This is a genomic window from Pelotomaculum isophthalicicum JI (genome assembly GCF_029478095.1).
Lineage (GTDB): Bacteria > Bacillota > Desulfotomaculia > Desulfotomaculales > Pelotomaculaceae > Pelotomaculum_D > Pelotomaculum_D isophthalicicum.
In genome coordinates this window covers 1-15238 of sequence record NZ_JAKOAV010000007.1, presented here as the reverse complement: position 1 = coordinate 15238, position 15238 = coordinate 1, and the positions used below count along the sequence as shown (strand labels likewise).

Here is a 15238-nt window from a genome sequence, read left to right as displayed (position 1 = left end):
CGCGCAGAACCAAGGGTAATAATAATACCCAAGTCTGCCCGTATTAATTCGTCACAAAAACACCGTCACTGCAAAGCCGCCTTTGAAGTAATAGGTGTTCGTGTAATACTTCATTGGTGGAGGCGGACCGTACCGGATTAAATCCACAGCGGACAAACATGCTCTAAAAAGGCTTCTCCAAAGTTTAGCAGAGTTTATCAACATAATATGAATGTAATATTAGAAGCTTAAAAAAGTGGTAATTTAGTTATTTTGAATCTTTTCCTGTACCAGCCTTTCTTTAATCCACATGCGGGCGAGAGCGCCTTGTGTAAGGCCCTTTTTCCTGGCAAGGTTTTTTAGATGCTGGATATCGTTACGGTCCAGTCTGACAGGTAGGACATCGTTGTCTCTAACACACTCTACATTTACTTCTTTAAGCTCATTTTCAAACTCATCAAGAGAATGTTCATCCCAAAATCTCACTTCTTCTTCTTCGCTTTTAAAGTGAGGGATTTTTTTGCTCATTTTCCGCATCTCCTTTCGTACCGGCGGTGTTCAGTATCGGTCATGTCACGTGCTGTAACTGGCCGCGCCAATCCGTTTTTCATATATTCAAACACTGCAAAAATATATCTCCCAGACAGCGTTCTACTCAAAAGATAGTAACGTCCGGTTCGACCACGTTCCCAGATTCCGGGGTTGTCATAAACCGCTTCTTCCAGTTCCTCAGGGCTAATATTATGGCGGGCAATATGGGTGATATTTGCAGCATCCCATTCCAAAGAGGTTATTTTCATCTGATCACACCACAGATCATTTACAAATATAATTAACCTGATATTAATTTTACCATATATAGATCCATACTTAAATAGGTCTGGAAGAAACCAAAGGCTGGGAACTAATTCAGCAATCAAAGGGTCATAGGACCGTTATTTTTGCCCTCTTCTTCAAATTCACATCTTCTCTTTTCCCTGAATTCTATAGCCAATGGCGTTGTATCCTTTGAGGCGCTTCTCATACATGCGCATTAGCACAGGTACATTAACATCGACGTAATCATAAATCTGGACGATTCGCTTTTGATCATGCAATCGGTGCAAGCGACCCGCATATTGCTGCAGTGTACCTCGCCAGGAGATGGGCATAACCAGAAAAAGGGTGTCCAGTCTAGCGTCATCAAAACCTTCCCCGATATAGGAATCAAAACCTATTTGATGCCTTCGTTCCATTGTGCGGGTCAGGATAGTAGAGCCAGTTTTCGAGCTAAAGAGGCTGTAATGGGACTATTGAAAAAAATCATATATGACCACCATTACCGGAACGGGAACGCTCCAATGCTGCAGAAATACCCATTTCCACGCAAGTCTCAAGAAATACGACGGAATCTTCCTGCCAGGTCTTTTTATTAAAATCTGCTAAAAGAAACCAGCAGGTTTCATCAGGTAAAAGAGGGTAAACTCCAATAGTGTGTTTACCGGCCAAATGGTCGTGAATAACAGATTTAAAACAACCCAATAATTCCTCAGGCTGGCATGCACCTGTGGTGGGAATGCGCAACTGCGCTTGTGGAAAAGAAAAACCCCCGGTCTATAACAAATAACCGAAGGTTCCGCTTTAACCGATAACTTCTAAATTCCTTTTATGGAAGGATACAAGCCCTACCCCTCACAAAGGTCTAGCCTTTTAATGAAACATAATTTCTGCCTCAGCCATCAACGACTCAACTTCTTCAACAGCCCGTAAGGCTTCATCTATCTTTACATGAGGCTTTAGTTCATTGATTCGTATAGCCCGGGCTTGTACCTTTTTGTCCCCGCCTTTTTCCAACGTCACATACAAGGCAGTCGCCAACCGCTCCAGTTCGGCAACACGCAAACAAGCCAGCTTCTTCGCAATAAAATCAATCTTCTGCTCATATTCTTTGGTGGTTTTTGGATAAAGCTCTTTAAGCCTTTCCGCGGCCTCTCCTGGATGAAGCGATGGTCCGTACGGATAAGGCTTGCTTTGCAGTTCGATGATCATTTTTGAACGCATAACAGCAAGTTCGTCCCGAAAATCAAACGAAAACGGCCCGTGCTTATAAAGAATAAAATCGTAACAGGTCGGCACCTTTAACATTTCCTGCAGGAAATAAAGGCTTTTTTGGATGTGTGTTTCACCACACCAAATGCCATAAAGATCCAATTTTTCAATCAATGAAAGCACCACTGCCTGACGTCTGGCATCTTCCATAAACTAACCCTCCAAAGAAACAATTTTATAATATCATTTCTGTTCTTTTTCAACCATTCATTTGCTCCCTTAACCAAGTCCGGCCTGATAAAAATGTAGTCAAAGGAAGCTATGGGAATACACCTGCGTGTACATAAAATAACGGGCAAGAAGAAGGGCTTCTGCCGAATGGAGCCCACCTTCTTCAACGCCTAAAACAGGTTCAATAGAGACATTATTTTCACCAGTTGACCTGGGTAGAATTCTAAGAGTGTCAATTAAGCGGTAGTGATCAAATTTCCCGTAGGCAACACCAGCATGATATGAATCCCTCAACAGGTAGTCAATCCGGTCAACCCCAAAAGAGTTCCCAACTATGATCTCCGAGAGGATTGTCTCCCAGTCCGTAAAGTTTATATCCTTATACTTCTTCGGGCCGACTGCCAGCTTAACTATATCATCAGCCCGGAGTGGAGGAGTCATTTCCTCCCATATTTTTTTCATTTCCTTGCTGCGTATGATCTCTACACATTTTGCAACTACTGTCGGGGTGCCAATCGCGATTTAGATGCGTCCCACAAATTTGTAAAGCAGTCTGCTGTTACCTGCTTCTTCAAAGCCATTCGCCTGATAAAAGGCATATTCCTCTAGATCTTTTGCCTCATCCGGATACGAAGAACCGGATCACCTTCTCCGTGTAACAAATTTTAGCTCGTCCTCACTAAACTGGTATACATCCGCAAATTTTAATACGTTACCGCCGTGCTGTTCTTCGGGCTGTTCTCAAAATAGTGGCACTACAAAACTAGAAACACATAACCCGCCCCTCTAAAACTGAATACTGCCGCCGAATACAAGGTCAATAACAAACGGGATTCTGGCATATTCCCTGTTTACAAGCTTATCCTCGTCTTTGAGAATGAGATAATACTCCTTTGCCTTGTCATACGCCATATCCTTCAGTGTGAACTTTTCTTTATATGTACGCTCGGCGGGATTGCCGCTCGTGCTCTCCGCTATGATGATATTCTCATTGGAAATTCTGTTTCCTACCTCATCCGCGAAATACGCCGTCACACGTAGAGGCAGAAGCTTTTCACCTACCGGCTCATTCTGGAAGAAAGTCAGATGAGTAATGACGCTGGTGATTTTGCGTGACAGGTTGGTAAGACTCAACGACACCTTCTTCGCACTCATGGAGCGGCGGAGGTTCTTGTCACTCTTAAACTTAATGACCGGTATAACGACCTCTTGCAAGCTTGTCCCGCCGTGAACATAGCAACTACCGGAACCTTGCACCTTATAGCAGTTTGTCACACGGGGAATAATGGCGCGGATATCCGTCTTGTCTTTTGTCAAATAATTCAACGAAAACACCTGTGTTCCCTGGATATCGGCATCTGCTTTCGTCAAAATAAACCTGCGCTTCGATTCTATACCGATAGCGTCTTCTTTGGGGGTCTTATCTCTTTCCGCAAGAAGCGTCCGGCGATAAATGTACCCATGGTCCGCGGTAATCAGGATATTGATGGCGCTGATATTGTTTCTAAGCGCCCTGACAAGCCCGGCAAGCTCCCGAAAACACTTTTCCGTAGCCTCGAACACCTCATGCTCGGTGGCCGCGTTATCACCACGCGCGTCAATCGTATTGTGATAGATGTAAATAAGCTTCACGCCGGAAAACTTCTCTGTCAATTGCCGCTTTGTCAAGCTCATGAAATTTTCATAGGTAATAGCAACAGATTCTTCCTTTACAAGCTTCAGGATTTTCTCCCGGTTTTCTGTTCCCTTGGTGGAGATGCCGTCGATGACGATATCCGCTTTATCCGTCACGGCAATGCTCTTGTGCGGTAAAAGAGACGCCATTCCCAAGGCTGTGTATGATGGAATCACACCCAGTATCGCATCCAGCTTGCTGGTCCCCTTTTGTTCTCCGTTAAGCATGGCGTTCAACTCCACCGCCGATTCATAGCGCAGGCCGTCCGAGATAATGACAACCAGCCGTTCATTGTTAGAAACAAAGCGCCTGACATACTTCTCATAGAAACCCTGCTGCGACGTCACGCCGGAGACCTGCCATGTTGTCTCGTCATCCAGAAACGCGCACCATTTCATGGAAAGCTCATTTAGATACCAATTGGTATAACTGTTTTCTACCTTTTCAAAAAGCGGCATAAAACGATCCTGCTCCGCGAGCTTGTCATAGCTCAGCAGGAAATGCCGGTAACTGCCGTCCAGCCTATAGTAGGTTTTTATATAATTTTTAAAAAGCTTCGCCATGGTAAGTCCCGGCAGGCCGGCGTGCTTCAGGCTAAGCTCCAAGAACTCGCAAGCGTACAGCAAGGTGTCGTATTCTGTTTCAAACTGCCGATAGAAACGCCGGTTTCTCCGACTGCGGATGACCATGCGGTATCGTTCGTATTCGCCCGCTTGCAGGCTGATATTCGCGCAAATCCGGCTGATAATGCTGTGGTCGAACTCCTCAAAAGTATCACAGTCGATGATGTCGTCAATGTTCCACTTCCGTATGCGCTCAATCAGATTAAGCTTGTCCGCCACAAAACCGGCAAGCTTATTATACGCATTCCAAACCTGAGTGTTCTTCATGAAGTTATCTACAAACACAAAGCAATTGGAGTTTGAGGACACATACGTCTGCCATTCCTTCGGCAAGTTGCCGTTGACGCTGTGGGACAAATGCGTGACCAAAAGCATTATCGCCAGTTTTTCAAGACTTTGTTCAGCGAAGCCATAACCGTAAGCCCTCTGAATTAGCGTCCATAGCGCGTCTATGTTACCTAACTTGACGATGCTGTCGTATATCGTGGTTTCTCCTTCCGCCAGCTCAATTAATAGCGTTCTCACAACATGATCAAGATTGGGCGCGGGCAGCTTGCTGAGCGTTGACAATACCCCCAGATCAATTTTGGCCTCTGTATAGGGCGCAAGCTGATACCCCTCAAATCGCTTGCGACGTTCGCTGCTTCGGAAAAACAGCTTGTACCGCGCCACCACATGGCGCAGTGAACTGTCGATTTTGAAGTTCAGCATGTTCAGCGATGTTTCGTCGGCCGAAAAGGTCTGGCTGTACTTGATGGTGTCAGTCAGCCAGTTTTCCTTGTTTGCAGGACGGGGCAACGGGGAATAGACCAGCAGGTTGCCGGCCGTGTCGGTTTCTTCTATGTATAGCTTTGCGGCAAACATATTATTGTCATAAAGCTTAATGATCTTCACGCCTTCAAGCTCAAGGTTGTCGATATCCCCGGCGAAAACCCCTTCCTCATCGTACCAAAAGACGATATTGCGGACGCTGCCCTGCGAGAACTCGCGGGCAAACTGCCGCTCAAGGGATTTTTTTATTTCGGTCAGGTTCATGGCAACTTCCTCCTAAATCTTCCCCAGCAAATCCATCTTGATTGTTTTGCCGTCATCCCTCGGCACTTCGATGCCTTGGAATTTGGCGTAGTTCACCGTCACGCCGTCGTCAAGGTCAAGTTCGATAGCCTGATGCGCGATGTGCGCCACAACCTGATCGTACGCCCGGCATTCTTCGATCTTCTTTTGCAGGGCTTCGATTTCCTTGCGGTAGGCCGCTTTTTCACCGGCGTTTTCCGTGATGCCGGTGAGCATCTCCAGCCGCCCGATTTCCGACTCGTACTTGCGCTGGAGCGGGTGCAGGTAATCGGTGCGCACACGCGCCACCGTGAACTTGTCGTACCGGTGCAGGTAGACAAGCGTCTTGAAGCCGTTCTGCCTGCCGCTGTCGAACAGCCAATAGATGGGCTTTTTCCGGTAGGTCTTCACATGATCCTTGTAGAAATCATTCAGGAAATAGCGCCGGATTTTCTCCCGCGCTGTGCCGTATCCGTTCGGATACAGCGCCTCCGCGATGAAGTCAAGGTTCTCTTGCAGGGTATCCTCGCCGTAAACGGTACGGACAAAGTCCACGAACCGCACCACGATGTCGTCGTCGAAGTAGTCGTTTGCCCCGATGGGGATGACGGCGTCGGTTTCGACGCCGTAGTGGTCAGTGGTTAGTGGGCAGTGGGCAGTTTCTTTATAAGGGCAACCAGCATTTTGCCCACTTCCTCCGACAATTCCATCGCTTGCCTTATATCCATATCGGCAAGGTATCCGAGTTCTACACATATCAGCAGGTGTGTCTGAAGTTCCGCTTTGGAGCCCCGCGCTATCGACAGGAACTGTACGAATTCTTTCGTCGATGTCCTTGCCTGCCCCTCCGCTTTCACCAGTTGCATTGCTTTTTGCCAAACGATCAATTCCTGATAACTCTGCACACCCATATTCCCGCAGAACCTCCTTTAGGTAATACTGCCCACTAACCACTGCCCACTGCTCACTAAATTCGCCTCCGGAGAATTTCAGCCCCGGCTCGTCCAGACTGTACCGCCCGAACATGCAGCCCACGGCGTAGGAAATGAAGCTGCGGATATCCCGCGAGAGGTCTGCCCGGCGGATGGTCACGTCCTTGTCCTCCACCTCTGGGGTCAGCTCGTCCTGAAGGCCGTAGATTTCGATGAAAATGCGGTTGAGTTCTTCCTCGTTGGATTTAAGACGTTCAAATTGCCCTTCGGTGAATAATTCCCAAGCATTGAAAGCGGATGAAATTCGGCTTGATGGTTTGACATCTCCCCACGCGAATGCGCCAGAAAATTTTAACCCTACAAGTGGATGCACACGAAAATCCCATGAGGTCTCGAAGCTATCCCAATCTGTGCGGGATATGTCGATGTTTTGAGCGACAAGGCCGTTAATTTTTGCCGAATACTTTTCAATATAAATTAAAGGTAGTTTTGCAACATCCCCAGACTGCAAATGTAAAGTTGGATTAACAACATTTGAAAGTACTTTTACTATAGGTGTGTTTAAGAAAGCGAGTAAGTATTTAAGCTTTTTTTCTTCAATAAAGCAAACTGATCCTGTGCTCTCAAAAAAGTATCCCGCCTCCATCAGGCGAAACGAAGGATTTCCGCTTGATATATTTGACCAAGTAATTCCTTCCTTAAACAAGAGGTTTTCACTACGAATCGTAGCTCGCCCAGTACTTTTTACCCTCTTACCATTATCTTCCCAATCGATCAAATACATTGTATTGCCATACCATTTTCTGTATTCGCCACCCTTCATACATCTATACCATTTATTGAGGTTTGATGTAATTTCAAACCAATAGCGGATAAATGAAGCATTATCTCCCAAAGTTGAACCTTGCTTTGGCGCCGCTATATTTCCGATCAAATTACCCTTTACAAAAGCACTCAATGCTTGCTCACTTACCCAATATGCTACCGGCATACCAGGAATCTTCATGAAATTCTCTCTCTTCGCTGTAAACCAATTTTCCTCTCGTAAAAAAGCTTTTTCCTTTGCACTTTGGCTGTTATAGTCAACCAGCCGTGCATAGGTGGCTTTATACTCCGCCACATTGCTGTCGCGCAGCACAAAAGCGGTTGTTTGAACAACCTCACCGCCGATTTCCTCAAAGGCCCGTGCGCCCAAATGTGCCATATTAACAATATCCCGCCGTAATAGCTTTTTACGCAACTTCTCATAGCTGGATAAGAACATCCAGGCATGTTGCGTAATCATCGCCTGTAATCCGCTCGGCTTCAACATTTCGCCGCATTTTTCAATAAACACCGCAAACATATCGCTCTTACTGTCAGGATAATTCTTCTTCACATACTCTGACAGCTTAGCACCCATGCCGCTCCCGCCCATATATGGCGGATTAGTCACCACCACGTCGTACTTTTGGGTCATAATCTCCGCAATATCCAAAATTTCAAGCAGTATCCGCTCGGTCTGGTCAATGCCCTTGGTGTATATATCCAACTGTCCCCAATGGCAGTCCTCCACAAAGCGCCGGAGTTGGGTATAATCCAACGTCCGGTCAATTTTAAGGATGGAGCCGTATTCCCGCGCGTTGGAGAAAAGGCCGATCAGGTAAGACAGGTCGTCCCGGCACTGCCGCCGCTCGGTCTCATCCATCCCATGCCCCATGTACTCAAGATGATGCAACTGCGCCCCGTCGGATTCGATGACGGCGTGGACGTGGGCGTCAGGTATATTCTTCTGACGGAAAAAGCGGCGGTTGTAGCTGCGGGCCTTCATCATCAGCGCGAAATAGGCAAGCTGCGCCGCCCGCTTGTCAATGTCCAGCCCGTATATATTGTTTTGGAGAATCAGATTAGGTATCTCCCGCTCGGCATAACCTTGGCTGAAGTATATCTGATAGAGCACGTCAAAGGCATACACCAGAATATGACCGCTGCCCATACAGGGGTCGATAATTTTGATCTGCGTCGGGTTATCAAATGTATATTGCCGCTGCAACTCGCGCAGCTGCTTTTCCACCGCTTCGTCCTGTTCAGCTTCATCAATATAATAAACCCAATACTTGCGTAATGCTTCTTCTGCGTTTCCGCAAGCATTGGATGGAGGACAATGCTCCAGCCACAACCGCCCCAGCGAGTTTTCCACCATGTACCGGACAATCCACTCCGGCGTAAAAAGCTGGGTGGCGGCTGGGATGGTCTCCTTGTTGATTTTGATGTTTTTTTTCAATCCGGCAAAAACCTCGTCCTTTTTCTCGGAGATGTAATACTGATACAGCCAGCCGATGATCTGCACCTGATCGCGGAAATCCTCCCCGGCGATGCCGCGGACAAGGTCATGGACGACACCGCCCTTTGCGTAGAGGGCGTCGGGCAGCAGAAGCTCGGTATAATCGTCGATCTTCTCAAACATCCCCGGCAGGATGGAGGAAAGAGCGTTGCACTGCGAAATAAGAATGTATTTGTACAGTTTTTGGGAAGACAAGTCACGATATTCGGCGATTTTGCCCTGATCCACATAGTCCAGCCGGTCCGCCTCGCGGATAACGTCCGGCTCGGCGCGGCCTTCATCCACGCTGGAAAGGATGCGGATGCCGGAGGGCAGATAGTCGTTGACCTCCATGAAGCGCAGGGCGATGAGGCGGTTGAACCAGGTGTAGGCAATCTCCTCCATGACGGCGTTATAGCCCTTTTCATTGCCGAGCTCATCCACGCGGCGGCTGATTTCGCTTACCAGACGCTCGCGGGACTTATACTGCTCGCTTGTCAGAAAAATGCCGTCGTTCATCAGGGCGCTTTTCGCTTCTTCCGGCGGCAGCGCCATCTCCTCGCGGATATACAGCTGATAAGCCTTCTGTCGTACGGCGTCGATCAGCTTCCTGCGGGCCGCCACGGCGTAGTTTTTAATTGCAGTCTTATCCATTTATATCAACCTCTCGTGCGCTTCATTGAACCCCTATACAATCTTAATCGTTGTATTCTCCTCAAGCTGTGCCTCAAGCTTCTTGCGCAGCACGTTTAAGAGCTTGTCAATATCCTCCTTGCTGGATATCTGACGGGTCCCGTGGAACAAGGTTTTCACACTCACCGTTTTCGTTTTCCGTACAGGGGGCTGAATGATTACATCATCACCGGCCTTGGCCTGTTCCGCTTTCAGGCGCGCTTCCTCTTCTTCGAAGCTTTGAATAAATCGCTGCTTCATGCGGTCGCTCTCCGTGCGCATGGCGATGGCTTCGTAGATATTGTTGGCATGGGAAAGTCTGTCAAGCAGCGCCGAAAAATCCGCTTGAACCTTTCCCGAAAAGCGATCCTTGAAAGGCCGGCATTCCAAATTAGCTAATGTCTCAGCCTTGTCCGACTCGATGTCCGTACGGATCGGTTCGCATTCCGCCTCCAGCAGGTCGCCGAAACGTTTGATGAACCGCTCAATAAGTTCCGGCAGTTTATGTATTTGCGCGTAGGGTTCCGGAAGGCGGGTGATGCGCTCAATATCCTCAACCACTTTGATGGTCTCCGGGTCGAGCACATAAGAGCGGTTGGCTTCGTAAATCGCCAGCATTTTCAGCGCCTTATCAAAGATATTCTTCTGGTTTTTGAAAAACTTCTTGACGTCCTGCACATCCTCCTCGTAGTCAAGGAGGGCGTCTTTTTTTTCAGCAAGGTAATTGTAAAACGCTGATGTGTCCTTGATTTTATCGGCCTGTTCAAAAAGCTTCCTGCCGTTTTCCAAAACGATTTTGCCGGGATATCCCGCCTTGTCGTATTCATGGAGCAAATCCTTGATGCTGCCGTCGTTTCTGGAAAGCTCGGAGGCAGCAAGCTCCTTAAAGCGCGCCATCAGACCGTCTTCGTCACCGGGCAGATCGCTTCTCCCGAATACGTCTTTCGCGAGGTTTTTGGCGTTCTGCAACAACGCGGGAGAGATTTTCACACGCATTTTCACAAGGACTCGATCCAAATAATCTCGTTTTGTCACATAGTTGATCACATTCATGTCGATTGTGGAGATGTTTTCGCCGCCAAGCTCCAACCGGATTTCTTGCTTCTTGAAAAGTGTCAGGACGATGCCTGCGATGTCCATGTCTTTCCACCCATAGGGGATCTTGTTAAAGTGATCCATCAGGGTGCGCACGGTGGTCGGCATGTTCTTGTATGAGCTGCGGGCAACAACATCCTCCATTTCTTCTATGGCAAGACGATTGGGAACGACGGCCTCCATGCCCCCGGACACAACTTGAGCATCCTTTGCTGTGAGAACTTCCCGCAGGTCGTCGTTGGTATAAAAGGGATTAGTGATGTAGTTTTGCTTTGTATAAATACCTTCCACCAGTGTTTTGAAGGCGTCGTTAATCCTTTCTGACGGCTGCTTCTCTTTGATATCGAGCTTATTGCTGTTCACATATAAATCAGCCTTTTTGAGCGCCTCGAAAATAAGCTCCTTGCATCTATCCACTCGCTGCTTTCCCTCGCGGGTTTTGGTGGTTTTGATGTCCTCCACCGTATCGGTGGACACCTTGCCGGCGTTACGGCGAATGTACGTCTCGATTTGCAGAGCCTGCTCCATCTCGTCGATGTAGGACATATCGGAAGGAAGCGCGACAATAACATTTCTCTCCCGCATGGACATAGCTTTGAGTTCCGGCTCGGCGACGTCACCACGGGCATACATGGGAGTCAGCACCCGAATGCCGATTTCCTCTTTCTGCGCGCCTCTCGGTCTGTCGTCAATGATTGTGTTAAAAGAAAAGTCATACCGGTCGTTATAGCGGTATTTTTTATTGAGTCCAAACAAGGCGGAGAATATATTGTCGCCGACTTTATCGATGATCTCGCTTGTGTCAATCTTGATTTCCCGTATTTCGCGGTTGATGTCCTGCTCCTCGTTTGTCAGGAAGATAAATTGATTGCCGTTTTTAATGATAAGCTTCTGCTCCTCCAAACGGCGCAAAGAGGCGTCAACCTGTTTTTTAGCCTCAATTTTGTCCTGATCGATATTTCCCAGCATGACGGTGGTGATGTTTTCGAGGTTGGCGGGCAGCACATTGGGGATGTACTTCACCATAAACAGAACCTTCAAGACCTCCACGTCGTAGGGCTGCAAGGCCCCGTCGTCAAACTCGGCGCTTTCTGCCGCCCTGATAATCACAGCTTTGATATTGTGATCCAAAAAGGTCTCAATGGTTTTGTAAAAAGCCTCAAAGGGAATGAGAATACCGTCGTCGAAATTGGCGTACTGAACCGCCGCCTCTTGGAAGGCGTTGAGCAAAGAGCGTTCTCCTTCAGACAGATGCTTGCCGGACGCGCCGTGGGTTCGGATGCCCGTGAACACCGCTTGCAGCAGGTTGAACTGATACGGGATAAAAGGATACACGTCCACAAATTCCTCTGCGGAACTGTACAGCCTCTTCTCCGGTGTGTCAGAAGAAGAAAAGGAAATCAAGTTTTTGATAACGGCGGCTTTCCCGGCATATAAAAGGCGCAGCTTGTCCGCCGCCGTGTCTGTCTTGGCAAGCAGCCTCTTTTTGATAACTTCGTCTACGTTGGCGGAGGAAAGGGAAAGCCTTGTGTCAAATCGCCCGATAATTTTAGAGAAGTTATCTCTATCCACTTTGGTGATAGAGTCTATATCCTGCTGGCTTGTTGCTATGACCCAAGCCTGTCCGCCGCATTCCGTGCCCAGACTCTCCACGACAGTCTGCAAATTCAGCATCAGGCCGCTGTCGCTGCCGATGTACTGCCCAATCTCGTCGCAAAGGAAGATGACAAAATGCTTTTTGCCTGTTTCCTTTGACTTCGCTTCTATGTATTCCCGCACCCGCCTCGCAAATCCGTTGATATCCAAAGAATAGTTTTCCTCGGATTTGTTGTACCAGTTCCGCGCGGCGTCAACGCTCATCTTCGTTGTATCGGCAAGCGCCTGAACGATATTGTCCTCTTCGAAATAGAAATCCTCGCGGGTGTCTTCCCATTCATTCCCCGCAAGCTCTTTGAAACGGGCGCGGAAGCTGTCATAGACGCCATCCTTGGTCATCTGCCGCTCCAAATCGGCAATCCACGGCATACTGCCGCAAAAGCCCCGCATTTTATTAAAGACCTTCATGAAAACCTTGACAATGGCATCCTTGTGTGTCTTCGAGTCCGAATCGGCTTCCGCGTCAATATTGAATAGGACCACGTCCGCGCCGGTATCGGCAGCGACCTGCATATCCGCCAAAATGCGGCTGTCGGCTATCTTTCCGTCAAAATAACTGATAGCCTTTTTGCCGTCATAGGTGTCGTTTGAAAGAAGATAGGAAAGTATCTTAAGAAAATGGGATTTGCCGCTGCCAAAGAAACCGGAAATCCAGACGCCCATTTTATCAGTGCGGGTTGTCGTGCCCTTGCGGTAACCCTCGAAAAACTTGTCAAAATGGCGATGCAGTTCCCTGGTCACGACATACTCGTCCAGTTCCGCCGTGATAATTTCATTGGAGTTCTGACCGATTTTGACAACGCCCTGAATTGGCCTGTCAATATCCTTTTGAAACATATCATGTATTTTCATGCCGCCACTCTCCTATCTTTCAATCAGCTTGAAGGCCCGGTAATAATTGTCGTCTGTGATTTCTCCAAACAGCCGCAGCTCGTTAGTATAGTCGCCGGGAAAGAACATGACAAGAGGATTCTTGTCTATTTTGCTGTGCAGGTTATTTAGCACGGTGTGGGAGCGTATGACCGGCCAGGCTTTTCCTACCCCGGTTAAAAAGATAACGTCCCTTTCAGGCACGATGCTCTTAGCAATCTTTCCAATAACCAAATCTCCGTCAAGAGTCAGCCTCAACGTTTTTTTGATGGGATTGACAATCGCCTCGCTGGTTTTGACCTGCTCCATTTGTATGACCTTGTCAAGATAATTCTTTTCCCGCAGAACGTCCAGCATTAGCTTGTATAAATCAAATTCAACAATTCGCACGTCGTCATGGGCGTTGTTTACACGCTGTTTCAGATATGAAACATGGGCGCGAACTGCCATTTCATCTTCCGGTTTGTAGTCAAAAATCCAGAAATTGATTTCATTTGCCGTACCGCGCCCCGTGCGAAAGCTTTTCTCCAATATTTTAGGCTCAATCAAGTCAAGCCGCTCATTAAGCGTCATCATCCGTTACACCTCCAGGAGCATGGCTTTTGCGTAAGGTTCGTTTTCTCCCTTGAGAAGAGCTGGGATTTTTCGGTCGCATATGGGCTTCAGGATAATTAACACATCCCCGGCTTTTTTGGCCAACCCCGCTTCGCAAAGAATATTCTTGTAGGTATTTCGTATACGCACGAGGTTGTTCGGTGTCCAGCCTGCCACCGTATCATCGTTTTGCGCCTTGCGTTCAATAAAAGTTAAAAAGTCCTTGTCGTCAACCTCTGTTTGACCGAATAGGAATTTGTCCGAGTATATCTCACGCATGAATTCAAAAAAAAGGCGGTCTGATTTGATCAGCGCCAGAAAAGCGATCAGCTTGGCGTCCTCGTACCGTCCGTTTGCCACGATGGAAACCAGTGGCATGTCAAGCGTCCCAAGACGCTTCAGCATTCTCAGGGGCAAATCGCGACGCCTTTTTTCTTTCTCAAGCTGATAAATATTAGCGGTCATCGACAATTCTATAATTTCATCCTTCGTTTTCCCCTCACACAGCAACTGCGCAGTCCTGCGCATATCGGAAAACAGAAAGGGCATGTCCTTTATAGAGGACGTGTAAGGCAGTACCGAATCCATAACAGCATCCTCCTATTCTTTTTTATCCTGGGTTATTTCCATCACGTCGCCAATATCACAGGAAAGCGCATGGCAAATCCGGCTCATGACTTCCATACTGACGGGCAGGTCTTTCGACAGCTTTGCCAGGGTGGTCGTGCTTATATCGGCAAGACTGAGCAAATCGGTCTTTTTCATTTTATTGTCCAGCAAAAGCTTCCATAGCTTAATGTAGCTGATAGCCATAGTTCCAATCCCTTCAGGTAAGTTGGTTTTATTATACAAAAAAGCATAGGCTTTTCCAACATAAAATCATATATTTAAGAAATTATATCTGTGAATGCAAATATTATTTTTATAATCAATGAATCTCTTGCGGAAGCTTTACAGCTTTTGGTCGGTAACTAGCCAGAGCTGATGCACCATCCCCGCGAAGATGCAAGCCTGCAACCATCCTCACCTTGTAAATAAACCCACAAAAGCTAGAACCCGCTTCCATCCCTGATTTTCCCATGCTGTCTACAAATATAACCCCGCTTACTTGCAGGAACATCCTATCCCTTATACGGGATGGTTCAGTCATGCCAACCGTAAATCCCTCGCTGATTTGGACGAAACATTGATTTTCTCTGACATGTGAAGCTTATTATACACATTTGCCATGCTGCCGAAAGGAGACACCCTTTGATGAGAAAGATCACCGAGGAAGATGTTATTACCTATTACCTATATCTTGTCTTGCAGGAATGTAAAAATTCATATAAAGGACTAGAGTTAGAAGATCGGATTTCAGAGGGAATGTCAGCGCTTCTTCAAGCAGTTCGCACTTATAATATGCGTATTCCGGTTTATCCGGACAGCGAATCCGGGAACATCCGGACACCGTTCCGGAAACATCCGGACAGTGATTCCGGAGGCATCCGGACACCGCTTGTCGGTTGTTTGATTTTACAGTAATGCA

12 protein-coding genes and 1 pseudogene are annotated in these 15238 nt (G+C 47.5%); 1 reads left to right on the top strand and 12 read right to left on the bottom strand.

Translation table 11 applies throughout. The features are described 5' to 3' along the window. Window positions 1–243: 243 nt before the first annotated feature. From L7E55_RS05310 to L7E55_RS05255, 12 genes and pseudogenes are all read right to left on the bottom strand, one after another. Window positions 244–507 (bottom strand): CopG family antitoxin, encoded by a 264-nt coding sequence (locus tag L7E55_RS05310; protein WP_277443031.1) that lies wholly within the window; start codon window positions 505–507, stop codon window positions 244–246. Then, window positions 504–779, bottom strand: a complete 276-nt coding sequence (locus L7E55_RS05305; protein WP_277443030.1) for a BrnT family toxin — start codon at window positions 777–779, stop codon at window positions 504–506. Before L7E55_RS05305 ends, L7E55_RS05310 begins: the two co-directional genes overlap by 4 nt. 171 nt (window positions 780–950) lie before the next feature. Further along, window positions 951–1181, bottom strand: a pseudogene (locus L7E55_RS05300) (DEAD/DEAH box helicase); the annotation flags it as partial. 100 nt (window positions 1182–1281) lie between these two features. Continuing rightward, window positions 1282–1542: a TOTE conflict system archaeo-eukaryotic primase domain-containing protein gene (locus L7E55_RS05295; protein WP_420852010.1), complete on the bottom strand. Its 261-nt coding sequence runs from the start codon at window positions 1540–1542 to the stop codon at window positions 1282–1284. Window positions 1543–1668: 126 nt separating this feature from the next. After that, window positions 1669–2217, bottom strand: coding sequence for a hypothetical protein (locus L7E55_RS05290; RefSeq protein WP_277443028.1), 549 nt, complete (start codon window positions 2215–2217; stop codon window positions 1669–1671). A 99-nt stretch (window positions 2218–2316) separates the two neighbouring features. Next, window positions 2317–2700: an HD domain-containing protein gene (locus L7E55_RS05285; protein WP_277443027.1), complete on the bottom strand. Its 384-nt coding sequence runs from the start codon at window positions 2698–2700 to the stop codon at window positions 2317–2319. 324 nt (window positions 2701–3024) lie between these two features. Further along, window positions 3025–5571, bottom strand: a complete 2547-nt coding sequence (pglZ, locus tag L7E55_RS05280; RefSeq protein WP_277443026.1) for a BREX-1 system phosphatase PglZ type A — start codon at window positions 5569–5571, stop codon at window positions 3025–3027. A 12-nt stretch (window positions 5572–5583) separates the two neighbouring features. After that, window positions 5584–9477 (bottom strand): BREX-1 system adenine-specific DNA-methyltransferase PglX, encoded by a 3894-nt coding sequence (pglX, locus tag L7E55_RS17865; RefSeq protein ID WP_277443025.1) that lies wholly within the window; start codon window positions 9475–9477, stop codon window positions 5584–5586. 33 nt (window positions 9478–9510) lie between these two features. Further along, window positions 9511–13098 (bottom strand): BREX system P-loop protein BrxC, encoded by a 3588-nt coding sequence (gene brxC / locus L7E55_RS05270; protein ID WP_277443024.1) that lies wholly within the window; start codon window positions 13096–13098, stop codon window positions 9511–9513. Window positions 13099–13110: 12 nt separating this feature from the next. Further along, entirely contained in the window at window positions 13111–13692 is a 582-nt protein-coding gene (locus L7E55_RS05265) for a DUF1788 domain-containing protein (protein ID WP_277443023.1), read from the bottom strand. Window positions 13693–13695: 3 nt separating this feature from the next. Then, complete coding sequence (locus L7E55_RS05260; protein ID WP_277443022.1) at window positions 13696–14298, bottom strand: DUF1819 family protein; 603 nt, start codon at window positions 14296–14298, stop codon at window positions 13696–13698. A 12-nt stretch (window positions 14299–14310) separates the two neighbouring features. After that, on the bottom strand, window positions 14311–14523 hold the full coding sequence (locus L7E55_RS05255; RefSeq protein ID WP_277443021.1) for a helix-turn-helix domain-containing protein: 213 nt from the start codon (window positions 14521–14523) through the stop codon (window positions 14311–14313). Between the two features lie 441 nt (window positions 14524–14964). On the opposite strand from L7E55_RS05255, the gene L7E55_RS05250 reads away from it, so the two are divergent. After that, entirely contained in the window at window positions 14965–15234 is a 270-nt protein-coding gene (locus L7E55_RS05250; protein WP_277443020.1) for a hypothetical protein, read from the top strand. Window positions 15235–15238 lie beyond the last annotated feature (4 nt).